Annotated in this window: 19 protein-coding genes and 1 pseudogene; 10 read left to right on the forward strand and 10 right to left on the reverse strand. The window is 65.3% G+C overall.

What is annotated here, in order from left to right; translation table 11 throughout:
* Window position 1: 1 nt before the first annotated feature.
* The 5 genes from N799_RS09200 to N799_RS09220 form a co-directional block, all read right to left on the reverse strand.
* Window positions 2–1009: an ArsJ-associated glyceraldehyde-3-phosphate dehydrogenase gene (locus N799_RS09200; RefSeq protein ID WP_036211261.1), complete on the reverse strand. Its 1008-nt coding sequence runs from the start codon at window positions 1007–1009 to the stop codon at window positions 2–4.
* A 37-nt stretch (window positions 1010–1046) separates the two neighbouring features.
* Window positions 1047–1550, reverse strand: a complete 504-nt coding sequence (locus N799_RS09205; RefSeq protein ID WP_036211265.1) for an arsenate reductase ArsC — start codon at window positions 1548–1550, stop codon at window positions 1047–1049.
* Window positions 1551–1656: 106 nt separating this feature from the next.
* Entirely contained in the window at window positions 1657–2181 is a 525-nt protein-coding gene (locus tag N799_RS09210; protein WP_036211268.1) for an arsenate reductase ArsC, read from the reverse strand.
* A 70-nt stretch (window positions 2182–2251) separates the two neighbouring features.
* Window positions 2252–3538 (reverse strand): arsenic transporter, encoded by a 1287-nt coding sequence (locus tag N799_RS09215; protein WP_036211272.1) that lies wholly within the window; start codon window positions 3536–3538, stop codon window positions 2252–2254.
* 3 nt (window positions 3539–3541) lie between these two features.
* Window positions 3542–3892, reverse strand: a complete 351-nt coding sequence (locus N799_RS09220) for an ArsR/SmtB family transcription factor (protein WP_036211276.1) — start codon at window positions 3890–3892, stop codon at window positions 3542–3544.
* A gap of 17 nt (window positions 3893–3909) precedes the next feature.
* Here N799_RS09220 and arsH point away from each other — a divergent pair, with 17 nt between their 5' ends.
* The 10 genes and pseudogenes from arsH to N799_RS15980 all read left to right on the forward strand — a co-directional run bounded on the left by arsH (window position 3910) and on the right by N799_RS15980 (window position 15318).
* Window positions 3910–4764, forward strand: a complete 855-nt coding sequence (gene arsH / locus N799_RS09225) for an arsenical resistance protein ArsH (RefSeq protein WP_425476983.1) — start codon at window positions 3910–3912, stop codon at window positions 4762–4764.
* Window positions 4765–4774: 10 nt separating this feature from the next.
* Window positions 4775–5056: pseudogene (gene arsC, locus N799_RS09230) on the forward strand (arsenate reductase (glutaredoxin)); the annotation flags it as partial.
* Between the two features lie 185 nt (window positions 5057–5241).
* Entirely contained in the window at window positions 5242–5451 is a 210-nt protein-coding gene (locus tag N799_RS09235; protein WP_036211281.1) for a heavy-metal-associated domain-containing protein, read from the forward strand.
* Window positions 5452–5456: 5 nt separating this feature from the next.
* Window positions 5457–5969, forward strand: a complete 513-nt coding sequence (locus tag N799_RS09240) for a DUF411 domain-containing protein (protein ID WP_203225043.1) — start codon at window positions 5457–5459, stop codon at window positions 5967–5969.
* Between the two features lie 100 nt (window positions 5970–6069).
* Window positions 6070–8415: a heavy metal translocating P-type ATPase gene (locus tag N799_RS09245; protein WP_081974897.1), complete on the forward strand. Its 2346-nt coding sequence runs from the start codon at window positions 6070–6072 to the stop codon at window positions 8413–8415.
* A gap of 57 nt (window positions 8416–8472) precedes the next feature.
* Complete coding sequence (locus N799_RS15350; RefSeq protein ID WP_152597888.1) at window positions 8473–8874, forward strand: hypothetical protein; 402 nt, start codon at window positions 8473–8475, stop codon at window positions 8872–8874.
* A gap of 207 nt (window positions 8875–9081) precedes the next feature.
* On the forward strand, window positions 9082–10320 hold the full coding sequence (locus N799_RS09250; protein WP_036211284.1) for a TolC family protein: 1239 nt from the start codon (window positions 9082–9084) through the stop codon (window positions 10318–10320).
* A complete protein-coding gene (locus N799_RS09255) occupies window positions 10317–11720 on the forward strand; it encodes an efflux RND transporter periplasmic adaptor subunit (RefSeq protein ID WP_081974901.1) in 1404 nt (467 codons plus the stop codon). The genes N799_RS09250 and N799_RS09255 overlap by 4 nt, the downstream gene beginning before the upstream one ends.
* Before the next feature lies 1 nt (window position 11721).
* Complete coding sequence (locus tag N799_RS09260; protein ID WP_036211287.1) at window positions 11722–14844, forward strand: efflux RND transporter permease subunit; 3123 nt, start codon at window positions 11722–11724, stop codon at window positions 14842–14844.
* A gap of 72 nt (window positions 14845–14916) precedes the next feature.
* A complete protein-coding gene (locus tag N799_RS15980) occupies window positions 14917–15318 on the forward strand; it encodes a copper-binding protein (RefSeq protein ID WP_036211290.1) in 402 nt (133 codons plus the stop codon).
* A 108-nt stretch (window positions 15319–15426) separates the two neighbouring features.
* Here the strand turns inward: N799_RS15980 and N799_RS09270 are convergent, their stop codons facing one another.
* From N799_RS09270 to N799_RS09290, 5 genes are all read right to left on the reverse strand, one after another.
* Window positions 15427–15879, reverse strand: a complete 453-nt coding sequence (locus N799_RS09270; RefSeq protein ID WP_036211293.1) for a DUF305 domain-containing protein — start codon at window positions 15877–15879, stop codon at window positions 15427–15429.
* A gap of 195 nt (window positions 15880–16074) precedes the next feature.
* Window positions 16075–16428: a four-helix bundle copper-binding protein gene (locus N799_RS09275; RefSeq protein WP_036211296.1), complete on the reverse strand. Its 354-nt coding sequence runs from the start codon at window positions 16426–16428 to the stop codon at window positions 16075–16077.
* Window positions 16429–16521: 93 nt separating this feature from the next.
* Window positions 16522–17049, reverse strand: coding sequence for a YybH family protein (locus N799_RS09280; RefSeq protein WP_036211299.1), 528 nt, complete (start codon window positions 17047–17049; stop codon window positions 16522–16524).
* Window positions 17050–17067: 18 nt separating this feature from the next.
* A complete protein-coding gene (locus N799_RS09285; RefSeq protein WP_036211302.1) occupies window positions 17068–17919 on the reverse strand; it encodes a c-type cytochrome in 852 nt (283 codons plus the stop codon).
* 17 nt (window positions 17920–17936) lie between these two features.
* The gene (locus N799_RS09290; protein WP_036211305.1) at window positions 17937–19118 is read right to left on the reverse strand and encodes a copper resistance protein B; all 1182 of its coding nucleotides are present in this window, start codon (window positions 19116–19118) and stop codon (window positions 17937–17939) included.
* Window positions 19119–19123: the final 5 nt, after the last annotated feature.

Genomic DNA, 19123 nt, shown 5'->3' on the forward strand with positions numbered 1-19123 from the left:
GTCACCGATCCGCGCCGCCGACCAATCGCACCAGTTCGGCGGTGCGGTTCACGTAGCCCCACTCGTTGTCGTACCAGGCGTAGATCTTGACCTGGGTACCGTTGACGACGAGCGTGGACAGCGCGTCAATGGTGCTGGAGCGCGGGTCCGTCTGATAGTCAATCGAGACCAGCGGCCGCGTTTCAAAACCGAGGATGCCGGCCAGTTCGCCTTCCGCGGCCGCCTTCAGCATTGCGTTCACTTCCTCGACGGTGGTCGGGCGTTCGACCTCGAACACGCAGTCGGTCAGCGAGGCGTTCGTCAGCGGCACGCGCACCGCGTGGCCATCGAGCCGTCCCTTCAGCTCGGGGAAGATCTCCGCGATCGCAGTGGCCGAACCGGTGGAGGTTGGGATCAAGCTCGCCCCGCACGAGCGCGCCCGGCGCAGATCCTTGTGCGGCGCGTCGACGATGGTCTGGGTATTGGTCAGGCTGTGGATCGTGGTCAGGCTGCCGTGGCGGATACCGAGGCCCTCATGAATCACCTTGACCACCGGCGCCAGGCAATTGGTCGTGCACGAGGCGGCCGAGACGATGCGGTGCTTGCTCGGATCGAACCGATCCTGGTTGACGCCCATGACGATGTCGAGCGTCCCGGCCGCCTTGATCGGCGCGGTCACCACCACGCGCTTCACGCCCTGGTCGAGATATGGCTGCAGCACGTCCGGCTTGCGGAACTTGCCCGAGGCTTCGATCACCACGTCGCAGCTGGACCAATCGGTGGCGGCCAGCTCCTTATTGTGCGTCAACGGAATGCGTCGGCCCTCGATCACGAGCGCATCGCCCTCGGCTTCAATCGTCCGGTCCCAGCGGCCGTGCACCGAGTCGAAGTTCAGCAGGTGCGCGAGGGTAGCCGGCTCGCCGGCCGGGTCATTGATCTGGACGAACTCGATGTCCGGCTCATTCCACGCGGCGCGCAGGGTGAGACGACCCATGCGGCCGAAGCCGTTGATGCCAACGCGAATGGTCATGTGCTCGATCTCCCAAAAGGTGTGGTGTGCGGTGGCGTTACGTAGCGGAAGGGGTTTGGTCGATCTGCTCCACCCGGGTCTTCATCGACAAGCGATCCCAGGCTTCGGGGCGTAACGCCAGCAGCAGGGAAATACGCTGCTGCAGCATCTGCAGCGCGAGGCTGAAAGCCTTGCGGATCTGCTCGGACGTGCCGGTCGCGGCGGCCGGATCCGGGATGCTCCAATGAGCGGTGACCGGGTGTCCGGGCCAGGTCGGGCAGGTCTCGCCAGCCGCGCGATCGCAGACGGTGATGATCAGGTCCATTTCAGGGGCGCCGGCGCCGGCGAACTCATCCCAGCTCTTGCTGCGAAGGTTTGCGGTCGCCAGCCCAGCGTTTTCGAGCACCTGCAGCGTCAGGGGGTGTGCCTGACCTTCCGGATGGCTGCCAGCGCTGAACGCCTGCAGCCGCTCACGCCCCAAGGCGTTGGCCAGCGCTTCGGCCATCAGGCTGCGGGCGGAGTTGCCGGTGCAGATGAACAACACGTTGTAGCGGTCTTTCATGATCGACGCCTCACGGGTTTAGCAGTTGGGGCTTCAGCCGCGTACCAGCCCTTGCTGGCGTTGATGAGATGACTCGCTCATCGTCGTCGGCCTCGACCACGCGGTCTCAGGGGCAAGGGAGTGGATTGGTAGATGGCTCGCGCTTCTGTCCAAGCTGCTCGATGCAGCTCTTTGCTGCCACGCTGTCCAAAGTCTCAAGAGGCAGGGCCAGCAGTTGGGAGATGCGCTGTTGCAGCGTCTTAAGCGCGGCCGTGAACGCTTCCTGGATTTGCTCAGGCGTGCCGTCCACCCTCGCGGGGTCGGGAATGCTCCAGTGCACACGTACCGGGTGCCCCGGCCACGTGGGACAGGCCTCACCCGCGGCCTGGTCGCAGACGGTAATGATCAAGTCCATCTTCCGGGCGCTGGAATGGGCGAATTCTTCCCAGCTCTTGCTGCGCAGATTCGTGGTCGGCAACCCCGCGCGCTCAAGCACCTGTGCCGTTACCGGATGCACCTGGCCCGCCGGGTGGCTGCCGGCGCTAAAGGCACGCAGGCGCTCTACCGCCATGGCGTTGACTAGCGCTTCACCCATGAGACTGCGAGCGGAATTGGCTGTGCATAGGAACAACACGTAGTAACGGTTCTTCATGACGAACGCCTCAGGTCAGAGCGGAGCAAACGACCTGTCGTGCGGCTGGGAAATCGCAGCGGTCGCGCCATCACGCAAGACTCAGCCGTATCACCAACGCCGCCAGGGTTACGAGCAGCACCGGGAGCGTCAGCACGACACCAACCCTGAAGTAATAGCCCCAAGTGATCTTGATGTTCTTGCGTGCCAGCACGTGCAACCACAGCAACGTGGCCAGACTCCCGATCGGGGTGAATTTCGGACCCAGATCGCTACCGATGACGTTGGCGTAGATCATCGCCTCGCGCACCGCGCCGTCGGCCTGACTGGCGTCGATGGACAGCGCGCCAACCAGCACCGTGGGCATGTTGTTCATGACCGATGACAGGAATGCTGTCAGCAGGCCGGTCCCGAGTGTCGCTCCCCAGAGGCCGTAGCCGGCAAAAACGTCCAGCAATTTCGCCAGATGGTCGGTCAGGCCCTCGTTGCGCAGGCCATAGACCACCAGGTACATGCCGAGCGAGAACACCACGATCTGCCACGGCGCTTCCCGGATGACCTTGCGGGTTGAGATCACGTGCCCGTTCGCCGCCACCCCAAGGAGCACCAGCGCGCCGGCGCCGGCCACCGCGCTGATGGGGACGCCAATCCTCTCCAGCCCGAAGAATCCCACCAGCAGGAGCGCCAACACCGCCCAGCCTGCGTTGAAGGTGGTGCGGTCGACGATCGCCGAGCGCGGGTCCTTCAACTGGGTCACGTCGTAATTGCCGGGAATGTCGCGGCGGAAGAACCACATCAGCACGATCAGCGTCGCGGCAACGGAGACGAGGTTGACCGGCACCATGACCGAGGCGTATTCGGCAAAGCCGATGTCGAAGTAGTCCGCCGAGACGATGTTGACCAGGTTGGATACGACCAGCGGCAGGCTGGCGGTGTCGGCGATGAACCCGGCCGCCATCACGAACGCCAGCGTCGCCGCTGGAGTGAACCTGAGCGCCAGCAGCATGGCGATCACGATCGGCGTCAGGATCAGCGCGGCGCCATCGTTGGCGAACAGCGCCGCAACGGCTGCCCCGAGCAGTACGAGGTAGACAAACAGCCTGCGCCCGCTGCCCTTGCCCCAGCGCGCCACGTGCAGTGCCGCCCACTCGAAGAACCCGGCTTCATCCAGCACCAGGCTGATGATGATCACCGCGACGAAGGTGAAGGTGGCGTTCCAGACGAAGCCCCAGACCGTGGGAATCTGCCCCAACTCCACGACGCCGGTCAGCAATGCCAATGCGGCACCCAGCATGGCGCTCCACCCGACCCCGAGGCCTTTGGGCTGCCAGATGACCAGGACGATGGTTGCGATGAAGATCAGCAGCGCAAGCAGCATGGTTCAGACCTTGCTCGCTTTCTTCGCACGCTTGGGGGCGGGGCGGGAGACAGGAAGACAGCGACTCTGGTCGCCCCCGCAGCAGTTGTGCGTCAGGAACTCAATGAGGTCATTCATGGCGTCGAAATCGGCGCGATAGCAGATGTGGCGGCCGCGGGGCTCGCTTTGGATCAGGCCGGCGGCGGTGAGTTCCTTGAGGTGAAACGACAAGGTCGCCCCGGGCAGCGACAGCACGTCGGCAATCTCGCCGGGCATGCGCCCCTCCGGGCCGGCCTCAACCAGCAGGCGAAAGACGGAAAGCCGCGTGGGTTGCCCCAAGGCGGCCAAGGCGGTGGTTGCGTTCTTGAGTTCCATGTTTCTAGAATAATGGAATGAAAGCGAACGAAGCAACCGCAATGACAACACCCGAGCTGGCCAACCTGGCTCCAGCGGCCGTGGACATCCCCGCCCACGACAAGCTCGGCGCGGACGGCGCCACGCACCCGCCGCGGATCCTGATCCTGTACGGCTCGCTGCGCCCACAGTCCTACAGCCGCAAGCTCGCGCTGGAAGCCGAGCGCCTGCTGCGCCACTTCGGCGCCGAAACCCGGGTGTTCGACCCGCGCGAGCTACCGATGGTGGACAGCGTGGGTGCGGACCACCCCAAGGTGCAGCAGCTGCACGAGTGGTCGCAGTGGTCCGAAGGTCAGGTCTGGGTCAGCCCGGAGCGCCACGGCACGTTGACGGCGGTGTTCAAGAACCAGATCGACTGGCTGCCACTGGAGCAGGCCGGCGTACGCCCCACCCAGGGCAGGACCCTGGCAGTTATGCAGGTGTGCGGCGGCTCGCAGTCGTTCAACGTGGTCAACGCGTTGCGTCAGCTCGGCCGCTGGATGCGCATGGTCACCATCCCCAACCAGTCCTCGGTGCCGAAGGCGTGGCAGGAGTTCGACGACGACGGGCGGATGAAGCCGTCGCCGTACTACGACCGGGTGGTCGACGTGATGGAGGAACTGGTCAAGTTCACCCTGCTGGTGCGCGATCGCAGCGAGTATCTGACCAGCCGCTACAGCGAGCGCAAGGGCGATCTGGCCGCAGCCACGCTGGCGGACGCCTCCGGGGCGGTCACCGCCCCTTCGGTTACGGCGATCGCGCCGGCAGCGGCATCGCCGGCGAGCACACCGGGTAGCGACGTCGCTCGGCCTGCCCGAGCCGCCTGCTGTGGGACCACTTCCACCTGCAACTGAGGAACCGACCGTGAACGCCACGATCTATCACAACCCGAACTGCGGCACCTCGCGCAACACGCTGGCGCTGATCCGCCATGCCGGCATCGAGCCCACGATCATCGAGTACCTGCGGGATCCGCCCACATGCGAGCGCCTGATCGAGCTGATCGCGGCCGCGGGCCTGAGCGTGCGCGATGCCCTGCGGCAGAAAGGCACGCCATACGACGAGCTTGGGCTCAACGATCCGGCCTTGTCGGACGAGAAACTGCTGGATGCCATGTTGGCCAAGCCGATCCTGATCAACCGGCCCTAATCGAGTAGCCCCGTTTTGGCTCCGCCTAGCCGTAAGCCGGCCCGCAGGGGCGGCATCGGCGCTTCGCTCAGATTCGGGAGCGTCTCCTCCCTTGAAGCCATGCGCAGGTCTCGGAGCGATGGTTGACATTGCCACAGTGGGAATCCTTACCGTGCGAGTTCCAGAAGTACCAGGAGACTCGCATGCAATTCCGCGTTCCCCAGATGAGCTGCGGTGGATGCCTGAGCACCGTGACCGCGGCGCTGCTGGCCGTAGACTCGACTGCCCGGATCGAAGCTGATCTTTCGTCCAAGCGGGTGAGCGTTGAATCTGATGTCGGCCGGGACCGCCTCGATGCCGCTCTTCGGAGCGCTGGGTACCCACCCGCCGACACCGACAACGCCGAGGACTAGAACTGATGAGTAAGCCCAAGCTGTGGATTGGCGCGGCGACTGCCATAGCCGTCACCGGCGCACTCGCGGCGGCGCTTGCGTGGCCAACTCCTGATGGTCCGGCCTCGCAGCAAGAGTCGAGCAACGCCATCGATGCCCTGCCTCTGCTGGTGGTGAGCAAGAGCCCCACCTGTGGATGCTGTGGTTCATGGGTGGAACACATGAAGAAGACGGGCTTCCCTGTGGAGGTCCATGACACCGAGAATGTCCACGCGGTCAAGGAACGGGTTGGTGTGCCTTTCGGAAAGGGTTCCTGCCATACCGCGGAGGTCGCCGGCTATTTCGTCGAGGGCCATGTGCCCGCTGAAGATGTGATTCGGCTTCTCGCGTCCAAGCCCGCAGCGAAGGGCCTGACCGTGCCGGGCATGCCGGCCGGTTCACCCGGAATGGAGATGCCGGATGGAAGCGTGCAGCGGTATACCGTTGAGCTGGTGGGCGCCGACGGCACCACAACGGCGTTCTCGGTACACGGCGGCTGAGAAGAGGAGCGTGTCAGTCCGGCAGTGGACTGACGCACCCAACACACGGATCGGCGGTTCGGGTTCGAGGCCTGATGGCCAAGCCTGACGAGGAGGATGCATGCACCACCACGAGCACCAACATCAACCGGCGCTTTCCGGGACGACCGTAGACCCGGTCTGCGGGATGTCCGTCGACCCCTCCAGTACTCCCCACCACGCGGAACATCAGGGACACACGTACCACTTCTGTTCGGCCGGCTGCCGCGCGAAATTCGTCGCCGCCCCCGCCAAGTACCTGTCGCCGCAAGCGGCTGCCGTGGACGCGGCGCCTGCTCTTGCAGGAGCGATGTACACCTGCCCGATGCATCCGCAGATCCGCCAGGACCACCCCGGGACGTGCCCCATCTGCGGCATGGCGCTGGAGCCGGAGATGCCGAGTCTGGAGGATGAGGAGAACCCCGAACTGGTCGACTTCTCCCGGCGCTTCTGGTGGACGCTGCCGCTGACTCTGATCGTGCTGGTACTGGCGATGTTCGGCCACTACTTCGACGCGTGGATAGCCACCGAAGTGCGGACGTGGGTCGAGCTGGTCCTGACGGTTCCCATCGTTCTGTGGGCGGGCTGGCCCTTCTTTGTGCGCTGCGTCCAGTCCGTACGCAATCGCAGCCCCAACATGTGGACGCTGATCGGGATCGGCGTCGGTGCTGCATTCGGCTACAGCGTGGTGGCCACGCTCGCGCCGGGTCTGTTCCCCGACTCGTTCCGGGAGCACGGCCGCGTGGGTGTCTACTTCGAGGCGGCGGCGGTCATCATCTCGCTGACGTTGCTGGGCCAGATGCTGGAACTGCGCGCGCGCTCCAGGACCTCGGCGGCGATCAAGGCGCTGCTCGGGCTGGCGCCGAAGACCGCGCGCCGATTGCGCGATGACGGCACCGAGGAGGACATCGAGCTCAGCCATGTCCACGTCGGTGACCGTTTGCGGGTGCGCCCCGGTGAAAAGGTCCCGGTGGATGGCACGGTGCTGGAGGGGCGTTCCAATGTCGACGAGTCCATGCTCACCGGCGAGCCAGTCCCAGTCGAGAAGGCCAATGGCGCCTCGGTGATCGGTGCAACGCTCAACGGCAACGGCAGCCTGGTCATCCGCGCGGAGAAGATCGGCTCGGAAACGGTGCTCTCACAGATCGTCCAGCTGGTCGCGCAGGCGCAGCGCTCGCGCGCGCCGATGCAGCGCATGGCCGACAAGGTCGCGTTCTGGTTCGTGCTGGCGGTGCTGGGCATCGCGGTGGCGACCTTCCTGGTGTGGGGGCTGTTGGGCCCCGAACCGTCCTGGACATACGCCGTACTCAATGCCGTGTCGGTGCTTATCATTGCCTGTCCGTGTGCGCTCGGGCTGGCCACCCCGATGTCGATCATGGTCGCCACCGGGCGCGCCGCCAGTGCAGGCGTGTTGTTTCGCGACGCCGAGGCAATCGAGAACTTCCGCCGGATCGACACCCTCATCGTCGACAAGACCGGTACGTTGACCGAAGGTCGCCCCGCTTTCAGGCAGGCGGTGGGCATAAACGGGTTCATCGAGGAAGAGGTGCTCAGGCTCGCGGCCAGTCTGGACCAGGGTAGCGAACACCCGCTCGCGGACGCGATCGTCGCGGAAGCCCGGCGCCGCGGCCTGCAACTGGAAACGCCGGACAGCTTCGAGTCCTCGACCGGCATCGGTGTGCGCGGCGAGGCTGCAGGCCACCGTCTCGCGATCGGCAATACCGAGCTGATGACGGAGCTCCGGGTCGACCCGGCACCGTTGCGTGAGGACGCGGAGCAACTGCGCCGCGACGGCGCCAGCGTGATGTTCCTTGCAGTCGACGGGACACTTGCCGGTCTTATTGCGGTTGCCGATCCGATCAAGGACTCGACTGCCGATGCCATCGCCACCTTGCACGAGGCCGGCCTGCGCATCGTCATGGCCACCGGCGACGGGGTCACGACGGCCAATGCGGTGGCGCGACAGCTGGGGATCGATGAAGTCCACGGCGAGGTGCGTCCGAAGGACAAGGTCGATCTCGTCAACCGACTCAAGGCTGACGGCCACAAGGTGGCGATGGCCGGAGACGGCATCAACGACGCACCAGCCTTGGCGGGTGCCGATATCGGCATCGCCATGGGCACCGGCACCGATGTGGCGATGTCGAGTGCCCAGGTCACGCTGGTCAAGGGTGACCTTCGTGGGATTGCGCGGGCGCGGACAATCTCCAGCGCCACCGTGGGCAACATGAAGCAGAACCTGGCGTTCGCCTTCCTCTACAACGCGCTGGGCGTGCCAATTGCTGCCGGCGTGCTGTACCCCGCGACCGGGCTGCTGTTGAGCCCCATGATTGCCGCCCTGGCGATGAGCCTGAGTTCGGTCTCGGTCGTCGCCAATGCCTTGCGGCTGGGCGGGACGGGGTTCGGGTCTAGGTCCGCTGGCAAGTGACCCCTATGATCCAGATCAATCCAGCACTTCCTCAAAAGTCGTAGAATCGCCTCAGTCATGAACGCCTTCCGTCGCCGCACGCGCTTCCGTCTATCGCTTCTCGCGATAGTGGCGCTGCTGTGGTCGCAACTGGCGTTTGCGGCACACCCGGGATGCGTGGAAGCCCTGGACGCTGTGTTGGCGACTACGTCCGTGGTCGAAACGGCGGCACAGGCCTGTGAACACGACGCCCCTCCCGAGCAGGATCCGGTCTGCCACGCGCACTGCAACCAGGGTGAGTCGAGCAGCGATACCGCCCGGGTGCCGCCAGTGCCGCCACTGCTTGGATTGCCAGCGGTCCCCGAGCTGGTCCTGAGTGCCAACCATGCAGCCGCCATGGATGCGGGCGCTGTCGAGCGTCCGCTTCCCGTCGTCAAACGACGACCCACCGCCCATCCGGCGGAGCTCCTGCTGATTTGATGCCCAACCACCACCACGCCGTGCCCACGGGTGCGGCGCGGTGGTGCGTGTGGCTGCGCCGAACGTGCGCGGCATGTCCCCTCTGTTCACAGATTCGGTGCTTGGCGCCGGTCTATTCGGGCATTCGACATGGCATTGAAGACGCTTCTGCGGCGGGGCTGTGCCCCGTCTGTTCCATCCCCCACGCCAGCTTCTCGGTCCCCTGGATTGATCGCGGCATTGCTTGTGCTCTGCGCTTTGGCTGCGCCCGCCATGGCGCAGTCGGTGCCCGGCGAAGACGTGGCCTCCGTCCACGCCTGGCTGCGTGATAACAACCCCGAGTTGCGCGCACTACAGGCGGAAACCGAGGCCGCGCGGGCCCGGATCCAACCCGCCGGTGCCCTGCCCGATCCCAGCGCCTCGATCAGCTTCCGCAACCTCGATCCGGATCGCCCCTGGCAGCTTCCGGGCGACGGCGGCGAGGTCGACTACTCGCTTCGCCAGCGCGTGCCGCTCTGGGGCAAGCGTGGGCTGGCCCGCACCATTGCCCGGCAGAGTGCCGAGGCAGTCGCCCTGGACCGGGACGCGGTTCTTCGTGAGCTGATCGCCGAGGCGGAGACGGCCTATGTGCGCTATTGGCACGCCGACCAGGCCATCGCGGTGCTGGACCGCCGCCTCGACTTGCTGCGGCAGGTCGAAGAGATGGCCGGGGTCCGCTACGCGTTGGGCATGGCGGCCCAGCAGGACTCCATTCGCGCCCAGGTCGAGCAGACCGTCATGCAGCGCGAGCGCATCCAACGCCTGGCCGAAAAGCGTGAAGCGATGGCTGCGCTCAATGGCTTGCTTGGCCGTCCCGCCGATGCCCCGCTCGCGCCTCCCGCTCAGCGGCCGGTCCTGGCCATCCGTTCCGGTGACCTGGGCGACGCGTTAAACGTCCTCGACAGCAGCGCCCATCCAGCTGTCCTGGCGCAACAGGCGCGTGCACAGGCGGCGCGGACCAACGTCGAGTTGCAGCGCCGCAACCGTTACCCCGACGTGACCTTCGGCGTCGGCGCCATGCAGCGCGAAGACGGGCTGGAAAGCATGGAGGTGATGCTGGAGGTGGAAATTCCCTTCCAGCAGACGGCCCGACGCGAACGGGAGCGGGAGTCGCGGCTGCTCGAGCAGGCTGCACTCGCGCGCATGGATGCGACACGCCAGGCGCTAGCCAGCCAAGTCACCACAGCCTGGGCGCAATGGCGCAGTGCGCAAGACCGCCGTGAGATCACCGAACAGACGCTGCTACCGCAGGCGGATGCCGCCTTCCAGTCCGCACTCGCCAGCTACCAGGTCGGCGAAGTGGACTTCGGCACCCTGCTGGAAGCGCTCAACCAATGGCAAGGCGCCGACCTGGATCGTGTGGATGCCCTGCGTGACGAACTGCTGGCCGCCGCCGCCGTGCGCGCCATCGAAGGAGAGACACCATGACCCGCAACCAGACTGTGTCGCTGGCAATCGCCGCCGTGCTCGCGGCACTTGCCGCCGGCTGGATGGTCGGCCGCGCCGGCCACGATGAAGCCGCCCCGGCGGCGGCAGATGCGCCGACCGCCGAGCGCAGGGTGCTGTATTACCGCAACCCGATGGGCCTGCCGGACACCTCGCCAGTACCGAAAAAGGACCCGATGGGGATGGATTACATCCCCGTCTATGCGAGTGACGAACCTGTCTCGGACGCCGGAACAGTCGCGCTCTCGCCCGGCAAGATCCAGACGTTGGGCGTGCGGACCGAGCCGGTCCGGCGTTCGCAGCTGGCAAGCCTCGTGCGTGCCAGCGGAACCGTGGAGATCGACGAAACCCGGCAGTATGCGATTGCGCCGCGCTTTGAGGGCTGGGTCGAACACCTGTACGCGAATCAGACCGGGATGCAGGTCAGCGCCGGCCAACCATTGATGGCGGTGTACAGCCCCCAACTTGCTGCGGCCCGACAGGAGTTCCGACTGGCCGACGCGGCCGCACGCCGGCTCGCACAATCCGATCCCGCCAGCGCCGCATCGATGGAGCGCCTGCGGGAGGCAGCACGCACACGCCTGCAGAACTGGGAGATCAGTGGCGCACAACTTGGGGGCCAAGGCGGCAGCGACAACATGGTCCTGACCTCCCCCGCCAATGCGGTAGTCATCGAAAAGCCCATCATCCAGGGCGCCCGGTTCCAGCCGGGCGAGACAATCCTGCGACTGGCCGACCTGTCGACCGTCTGGATCATGGCCAAGGTGCCAGCGATGCAGGCGGCCGACATCGCCGTTGGCCAGCCGGCGCGGTTCGAGACCGAGACCCTGCCCGGTCAGAGCTTCGCAGGAGAAGTGACCTTCGTGCAGCCGGTGGTGGACGCTGCCTCGCGTACGGTCGATGTTCGAGTTGCCCTGCCCAACCCGACCGGCGACCTTCGCCCCAACCTGTTCGGCACAGTCCTGCTGGAGCAGCCGTCGCGGCAACCGGTGCTGAGCGTCCCTCGATCGGCCGTGCTGGACAGCGGCGCCCGCCAGACTGTGCTGGTCCAGACCGGACCGGGGCGCTTTGCGCCGCGCGAGGTGACCATCGGGCGCCGTGCGGGTGACCGGATCGAGATCCTTGATGGCGTCGCCGAGGGCGAAGAGGTGGTGGTATCCGCCAACTTCCTCATCGATGCCGAGAGCAACCTCAAGGCGGCGCTGGAAGGATTTGGAGCGGCATCCGAAGAAACCGGCGCTACTGGCCCGTCCGCGCCGTCGGAGGCCCCGCATGCCAGCCATGAAACGCGATCCGCCGATCCGCATGCCGGCCATTCCCCGGTACCGGTAACACCGCCCGTTGCAGACGATGGCGGAGCAAGCCCGCACGAGGGCCACTGACATGCTCGGTCGAATCATCGAGTGGTCTGTCCACAATGTCTTTCTCGTCCTGGTGATGGCGCTGGCAGTGCTCGCCGGTGGCGTATACGCAATCATCAACACGCCCCTGGACGCGCAGCCCGACCTGTCAGACGTTCAGGTCATCGTGTTCACGGAGGTGCCGGGCCAAGCCCCACAGGTGGTGGAGGACCAGGTCACCTACCCGCTCACCAGCGCGCTGTTGACGGTGCCCGAGTCCAAGGTGGTCCGCGGCTTCTCGTTCTTCGGAGCCTCGTTTGTTTACGTGATCTTCGAGGACGGCACGGATCTGTACTGGGCGCGATCGCGGGTCCTGGAGAACCTCAGCGTCGCCTCGAAGAACCTGCCGGATGGTGTCACGCCGACGCTGGGGCCCGATGCCACCGGCGTTGGCTGGGTCTACCAGTACGTGCTCAAAAGTGGGAAGCATTCGCTCGACGAGCTGCGCGCGATGCAGGACTGGTACGTGCGCTATCAGCTGACGACGGCACCCGGCGTGGCCGAAGTCGCCAGCGTCGGCGGCTTTGTCCGACAGTACTCGGTCACCGTGGACCCGGTTCGCCTGCGAGAGTTCGGAATTCCGCTCTCACGGGTTTCCCAGGTCATCGCGGAAAGCAACCGCGACGTGGGCGGCCGCGTGATCGAGATGGCCGAAACGGAGTACATGGTGCGCGGACGTGGCTATCTGCGTGGCATCGCCGACATCGAGGACTTGGTGCTACGCGCCGACGGCGGCGCGCCAGTGCTGATCGGTGACATCGCCCGGGTAGAGCTAGTGCCCGAGGAACGGCGCGGCCTGGCCGACCTTGATGGCCAAGGCGACGTGGTCGCCGGCATCGCGGTAGCCCGTTACGGAGAGAACGCGCTGTCGGTCATCGGTGGACTCAAGGAGAAGATCGCAGAGATCGCCGGTGGCCTACCCGAGGGCGTGAGCATCCAGGCCGTCTACGATCGGTCGGACCTGATCGAGCGGGCCATCAAGACGCTGCGCAACACGCTGCTGGAGGAGAGTCTCATCGTCGCCTTGGTGTGCCTGGTGTTCCTGTTCCACGCACGCAGCGCGCTGGTGGCGATCGTGATGCTGCCGATCGGCGTGCTGATCGCCGTCATCGCCATGCGTTTGCTGGGCATGAACTCCAACATCATGAGCCTGGGCGGCATCGCGATTGCGATCGGCGCGATGGTGGACGCGGCGATCGTGATGATCGAGAACGCGCACAAACACATCGAGCGCGATGACGGTACCCGCAGCCGCGCACAGCTGATCATCGACGCCTGCCGTGAGGTTGGACCGGCGCTGTTCTTCAGCTTGATGATCATCACCGTCTCGTTCCTGCCGGTGTTCGCGCTGGAGGCGCAGGAGGGCCGGATGTTCCAGCCGCTCGCCTTCACCAAGACATTCGCCATGGCCGGCGCAGCGCTGTTGTCGATCACCCTGGTGCCCGTGCTCATGCTGCTGTTCGTGCGCGGCAAGATCGTGCCCGAACAAAAGAATCCGGTGAACCGGTTCCTGATCGCCGCCTACCGTCCGATCATCAACGTGGTGCTGCGGCACAAGCTCGCAACGATCGCCTTGGCGTTGGTCGCGCTGCTGGCCACCATGTGGCCGGCATCCAGGCTGGGCAGCGAGTTCATGCCTACGCTCAACGAGGGCACCTTGTTGTACATGCCAGCGTCACTGCCCGGCATGTCGGTGACCAAGGCTTCGGAGCTGTTGCAGCAGCAGGATCGCATTATCAAGACCTTCCCAGAGGTCGAGTCGGTGTTTGGAAAGGCGGGGCGCGCCCTGACCGCCACTGATCCCGCGCCGCTGGAGATGTTCGAGACGGTGATCAACCTCAAGCCCGAGGACCAGTGGCGCGAGGGCATGACCACCGACAAGCTGATCGCGGAGATGGACGCGGCGCTGAAGTTCCCCGGCGTCGCCAACTCCTGGACCATGCCGATCAAGGCTCGCACCGACATGCTCGCCACCGGCATCCGCACGCCGGTGGGCATCAAGGTCTTTGGTAGCAACCTCGCCGAGTTAGAGAAGGTCGCGCTGGAGATCGAGGCCGCGGTACGCACGGTGCCAGGCACCACCAGCGCCTTCGCCGAGCGCCTTACCGGCGGCTTCTACCTGGATATCGCCCCCGATCTGGCCCGGCTCGCCCAGTACGGCGTCACCGTCGGCGAGGTCCAGGACATCGTGTCCGCCGCACTCGGCGGCAAGCGGGTGACCACCCTGCTGGACGGGCGTGAGCGCTTCGGGGTCATAGTGCGCTACCCGCGTGACCTGCGGGACGACCCCCACCGGATTGCCACTCAGGTGCTAGTCCCCACCCCGGGGGGTGCCCAGGTACCGTTGGGCGAGGTGGCCGCCGTGCAAGTCCGCAAGGGCGCGCCCAGCATTCGCACCGAGAACGCGATGCTGGCCGCCTACATCTACGTGGACACGCGCGAAAGCGACATCGGCAGCTTCGTGGAGCAGGCACAAGAAGCGGTGGCACGGGATGTCACCTTCCCGCCCGGGTACTACGCGAGCTGGAGCGGCCAGTTCGAATACATGCAACGGGCCGCGGCGAAGATGAAGGTGGTGATCCCGGTAACCCTGGCGATCATCTTCCTGCTGCTGTACCTCAACTTCCGGCGGGTGACCGAATCGCTGATCGTGATGCTATCGGTGCCGTTCGCACTGGTGGGGGGTGTCTGGCTGATGTGGTTGCTCGACTACAACGTCAGCGTCGCGGTCGCGGTCGGGTTCATCGCCTTGGCGGGCGTGGCTGCGGAAACGGGCGTGGTGATGTTGATCTACCTCGACCACGCGCTGGAGGCCCGGGCGCGACGCCGGCAGGCGGAGGGTGGCACGCTCACCGACCGCGACCTGCAGGAAGCAATTATCGAGGGTGCGGTGGAACGCGTGCGGCCGAAGATGATGACCGTGGTAGCGATCATGGCCGGCCTGCTGCCGATCATGTGGAGCACTGGCACCGGTTCGGAAGTCATGCGCCGCATCGCCGCCCCGATGGTGGGTGGAATGGTGTCGTCGACCGTGCTGACACTGGCCGTCATCCCTGCGATCTACGCACTGATCAAGCGCCACCAGCTGGTGTCCCGTCGCCACTGAAGCCGTTGTCGGTCCTCGACTGAGGATCACCGAGCGGCTGCCATTCACTCCCAACATGAGAGGAACACCCGTATGAAACTGCTCGCTCCCCTGCTGACTGTTGCACTCCTGGCCGCCTGCTCACAGGACGCCAACAACGCTGAGCCCGCGACCGCACTGGCCGGGGCACCTGACGCGCAATCGATGGACATGTCCGAGGCCGAGCACCAGGCCATGGGCATGGGCCGCACCACGGATGAGGCCACCGGCACGTCGGCCTCGGCGACCGGCACTGTGGAATCCGTCGATGCGGAAGCCGGGAAGATCGTGATTGCACACGGTACGGTCGACGCGCTGGGCTGGCCTGCCATGACCATGGGCTTCTCGGCAACGCCCGAGCAGATCCAGGCCGTACAGCCCGGCCAGAGGGTCGATTTCGAGTTCCTGTCACAGGGCTCGAAGAACACCGTCACGGGCATCACGCCCGCGCATTGATGTAGAAAGTCCGATCGATTCGGATGCCCCTCACCGAGTGAGTGGCTGGAAGCGCACTGTGAAACGACAATTCCGGTTGTCGCTGATCAGCGACGCACGTCATTCACCTCAGCGGCTTTCAAGTTCCTGGATCAACACTTTCATTTCTTCGATCTCCCGACGCTGCGAGTCGATAATCTCGTCGGCCAGTTCTCTCGTCCGCGGGTCCGTGATCTGTGCACGCTCGCTCGTCAGGATTGCGATGGAGTGGTGCGGAATCATCGCCTTCATCCAGGAAACATCGTCCACGGTCGTCTGGCTGCGCGCGAGAAAAAGCGCTCCTGCAAACACCACGACGGAGGCACAGTAAATGGCGAGATTGATCTTGCGGTCCTTGTACATGTGTCGCATGTAAACGAGCATCACTACGGCCATGGTCGCACCCATGACCAGCGCCATGTACGCGCGGGTTTCGCTCCAAAAAACGTGGTTCAACTGATAGGCGGTGAGATACATCAGTCCGAACATGATCACCGTCGCCGTAGCGATCATCGCGGCGAATCGAGCGTAGGAACCTTCCATTGTTTTCTCCTGGCAGTGGTAGCGGGCGTGTGCAGTGTTGATGACGGTATTGACGCTGCTGGTTCTGCCAGCGCTTACCGCATGATCCATCGCAACAATAATGCTGCGAATAGCACTTCGGAATCCGCTCGGGTATCGCCTACCGCGTGGCGGGAACTGCCCGTTTGACGGGCAGCCCCCGTGGCCACGGCGTGCTCAGGCGGCCATGCGCTGGCAGCTGTCAGCACAGCGGCGGCAGATGTCGACGCAGCGCTGCATCTCGGCGTCGTCGCCCATGCTGGCGCAGGACTCCGCGCACCGGCGACAAACCTCCGCGCAGGCTCCGCAGATGACGGAATGCACCTGCGACCCGCGCAGCATCGCGTCGGCACTGGTGGCGCAGATATCCGCGCACACCGCCATCAAAGCGATGTGCTGTGGATCGGCGTGTTTGCCGCCCTTGGTGAGGCAGTAGTTGATGGTCTCCAGGCAAATGGCATGACACTGCTGGCAGTTGTCGATGCACTCGTTTATGGCTGGATCGCGGTGTTCAGCGGAATGGTGAGTCATTGGAGTTACCTCTTTTGATCTGCAGGCGATCATCGGCGCGCCTGCTTCACCGCCCCATTCCCCCTACCTTGGATTCAATGTGGCGCCTTTGGCTCAAGCACCCCGCTTCGGGCGCGAAGACCAGTGGATGTGGACGATGCGCCAGCCCTCTGGCGAGTCCGCCAGCACCATGGTCTCGGTGCTCAACAGCGTCACCGGTTTGCCGTCCTTGCTCGCATGCAGCTCGCTCTCGCTCGCGACCCAGGCCGTGTTTCCGTCGACGCGCGCCTTGCGGCGCATCAGCGCGCTGTGCACGCCCGACAGGAACTTGGCGTCGGACTTGGCGTGATGGCCCAGGTACTCATCTCGGCTACGCTCGGCACCGCCGGCCTCAAGGATGATCACGTCCGGCGCCAACATTGACTCGACGGCGGCGAAGTCGCCGGCAGCCAGTGCCTTGCCGAAGGCCTCGACCACGGCCACGGGTGCCTGCGTAGCGGCCGGCACATCGATGGCCGCGACCTCGGCGGTCGCGGCGTGATGGGCGTGCTCGGAAGCGCTGGACGCGTCCTGCGCATTTGCGACAGGCAGGGTCAGGCCAAACAGCAGTGCGGTGGCGAGCGTCGGGATTGCGTTCTTCATATGTTGTTCCTGTTGAGGTCAGTGCTGGTGGTCGTGGCCGTCGTGCGATTCGGGCGCGGCGGATTCGGTTGAGGGCGTGGCCGATCCCGGGGATGCGTCTTCGTGGCCGCCGTCGGTGCGCGCAGCCGGTGCCGGATGTGATTCAACCGTTCCGTCCGCATGACGGTGGGTCACAGTGGCGGGCTCAGCTGGACTCGGAGTGCCGTGGTGGTCCGCCGTACCTACAGGATGAGCGTGGCCATCTGCGGGTAAACCCGCCTGCGCGTCTGCCTCGCTGTCGGCGCCTGCTTCGTGGTGATCGGGCGTAACGCCTTCCGCATGGGCGTGGCCACCCGTCTCGCCGCCGCCATGGTCATGGCCGTCGCTGCTCGCCACCAGCGCCTGGTACCGCGCGGCATCCATCTTCGGCAGTTTCTGCAGGAAGGCAGCCATGTTCCAGATGTACTCCTCGCCCATGCTTTCGCCCCACGCGGGCATACCGCTGGCCTTGATGCCGTGCTTGATGGCCCAGAACGCGACCGAAGCTTCGACAGTGGTTTTCGAAAGGTTGGGGGGTGACGGGTTCAAGCCCCGGCTCAACTCGGTCTCGCCCATGCCAGGGGCGAGATGGCATCCCGTGCACATGGCGTCGTAGTTGCCGGCTCCTTGCCGGATGCGCTCCATCTCTCCCAGGTCACCCGGGGGCTGCAGGTCGCGCGCGCGAACCGCAATGGAACGCTCGCGCACGGTCTCCAGAAACGCGTGCACTGGCTGCGTGTGCTGGTCGTCGGCGCCCACGTTGTAGATGCCCGACCAGGCAAAGCCGGCGGTCAACGCGGCAACCAGCAGAAAAACGGCAGCGCTGCCGATAATCCAGGATTTCGCTTTCATGAATGGTGCTCCCCCTGTCAGAACCAGATGCGCACACCCGCAACCACGCGGGTGTCGTCGATGTCATCGCCTTCGGCACGCCAAAGATCGGCCGTGCCGCCGTAGGCGCGCTCGTGCACCACGCCGATGTATGGCGCGAATTGCCGCGTGAACTCGTAGCGCAGGCGCACGCCTGCCTCGACGGTGCTCAGGCCTGAGCCGATGCCCCGGCGCGAGTCGTCCTCTCCCCAGACTTCCGCCTCCGCGAGCCATTGCGCGATCAACCGGTTGGTCAGAAGCATCTCGTACTCGGCTTCCACGCCAATGCCGGTTTGACCACCCTGACCCACGTAAGCGGTGGCGCTGACTTCGAACTTGTACGGCGCCACGCCCATCACCCCGACCGCCGCGAAGGTCTGTGAGGGGTCTTCCCCGAAATCGTGACGGATGCCGATCACCGCATCCCACCAGCGCGCTATCGCGCGGCCGTAGAACACCTCGACATCGCCGGACTCGACACTACCGTCGATCGCTTCGCCTTCGCTGCGAACCCACAGCCGGTTGAGGTCGGTGCCGACCCACCCGAGCGTCTCCCATGCCAGGGCATCTCCGTCATCGGCGTCCCAGGTTTCGAGCCGGTCCAACAGAAAATAGGAGTGGATGCTTTTATCGTGCACGGCATGACCGGCGACGTCCGGAAAGGCGGCCGCGCGGTCGCTCCGAGTCACTGGAGGGATCGGTTCAAGCGGCGCGGCTGTTGAGGGCAGGTCGTGCCCCATTGCCGCATGATCCATCTCTTGCATCCCGGAGTGGTCCATTCCGTCCATGGAGGAGTGATCCATCCCCTGCATCGACCCATGGTCCATGTCCGAGTGGTCCATGCCGGTGTGGCCTGCAGGCTCCTCCCTCGCTTCTTCCGCTGCAGTGTCCTGCCGATCCGGCACCGCATGCGCGGAGTGGTCGACCGGCGCACTTGCCGGGGTCGCGGGCATGGCGTGCCCCATGGCGGCGTGATCCGCCTCGGAAGCCGGCTGATCAGGTTCCGCCGGGTCTGGGATCGGCATGACGTGGCCCGCATGCGGATCGTCGGAGACAGGTTCGGCCGCGGTGGCGGGCGTGTGGTCGGAGTGATCGTTGTCCTGCGCCAGCGTCGGCGCCGAAGCGGTGGCCAGCGCGAGTGCCAACGCCAGTGCGTGCAGATGCGGAGTGTTGGAAGTCATGTTGT

This window comes from Lysobacter arseniciresistens ZS79 (genome assembly GCF_000768335.1).
Lineage (GTDB): Bacteria > Pseudomonadota > Gammaproteobacteria > Xanthomonadales > Xanthomonadaceae > Novilysobacter > Novilysobacter arseniciresistens.

What these genes read in the sequence shown, in the direction of transcription:
- N799_RS09200 (WP_036211261.1), bottom strand. Translation starts at nt 1,009, where the DNA reads ATGACCATTCGCGTTGGCATCAACGGCTTCGGCCGCATGGGTCGTCTC.
- N799_RS09205 (WP_036211265.1), bottom strand. Translation starts at nt 1,550, where the DNA reads ATGAAAGACCGCTACAACGTGTTGTTCATCTGCACCGGCAACTCCGCC.
- N799_RS09210 (WP_036211268.1), bottom strand. Translation starts at nt 2,181, where the DNA reads ATGAAGAACCGTTACTACGTGTTGTTCCTATGCACAGCCAATTCCGCT.
- N799_RS09215 (WP_036211272.1), bottom strand. Translation starts at nt 3,538, where the DNA reads ATGCTGCTTGCGCTGCTGATCTTCATCGCAACCATCGTCCTGGTCATC.
- N799_RS09220 (WP_036211276.1), bottom strand. Translation starts at nt 3,892, where the DNA reads ATGGAACTCAAGAACGCAACCACCGCCTTGGCCGCCTTGGGGCAACCC.
- arsH (WP_425476983.1), top strand. Translation starts at nt 3,910, where the DNA reads ATGAAAGCGAACGAAGCAACCGCAATGACAACACCCGAGCTGGCCAAC.
- N799_RS09235 (WP_036211281.1), top strand. Translation starts at nt 5,242, where the DNA reads ATGCAATTCCGCGTTCCCCAGATGAGCTGCGGTGGATGCCTGAGCACC.
- N799_RS09240 (WP_203225043.1), top strand. Translation starts at nt 5,457, where the DNA reads ATGAGTAAGCCCAAGCTGTGGATTGGCGCGGCGACTGCCATAGCCGTC.
- N799_RS09245 (WP_081974897.1), top strand. Translation starts at nt 6,070, where the DNA reads ATGCACCACCACGAGCACCAACATCAACCGGCGCTTTCCGGGACGACC.
- N799_RS15350 (WP_152597888.1), top strand. Translation starts at nt 8,473, where the DNA reads ATGAACGCCTTCCGTCGCCGCACGCGCTTCCGTCTATCGCTTCTCGCG.
- N799_RS09255 (WP_081974901.1), top strand. Translation starts at nt 10,317, where the DNA reads ATGACCCGCAACCAGACTGTGTCGCTGGCAATCGCCGCCGTGCTCGCG.
- N799_RS09260 (WP_036211287.1), top strand. Translation starts at nt 11,722, where the DNA reads ATGCTCGGTCGAATCATCGAGTGGTCTGTCCACAATGTCTTTCTCGTC.
- N799_RS15980 (WP_036211290.1), top strand. Translation starts at nt 14,917, where the DNA reads ATGAAACTGCTCGCTCCCCTGCTGACTGTTGCACTCCTGGCCGCCTGC.
- N799_RS09270 (WP_036211293.1), bottom strand. Translation starts at nt 15,879, where the DNA reads ATGGAAGGTTCCTACGCTCGATTCGCCGCGATGATCGCTACGGCGACG.
- N799_RS09275 (WP_036211296.1), bottom strand. Translation starts at nt 16,428, where the DNA reads ATGACTCACCATTCCGCTGAACACCGCGATCCAGCCATAAACGAGTGC.
- N799_RS09280 (WP_036211299.1), bottom strand. Translation starts at nt 17,049, where the DNA reads ATGAAGAACGCAATCCCGACGCTCGCCACCGCACTGCTGTTTGGCCTG.
- N799_RS09285 (WP_036211302.1), bottom strand. Translation starts at nt 17,919, where the DNA reads ATGAAAGCGAAATCCTGGATTATCGGCAGCGCTGCCGTTTTTCTGCTG.
- N799_RS09290 (WP_036211305.1), bottom strand. Translation starts at nt 19,118, where the DNA reads ATGACTTCCAACACTCCGCATCTGCACGCACTGGCGTTGGCACTCGCG.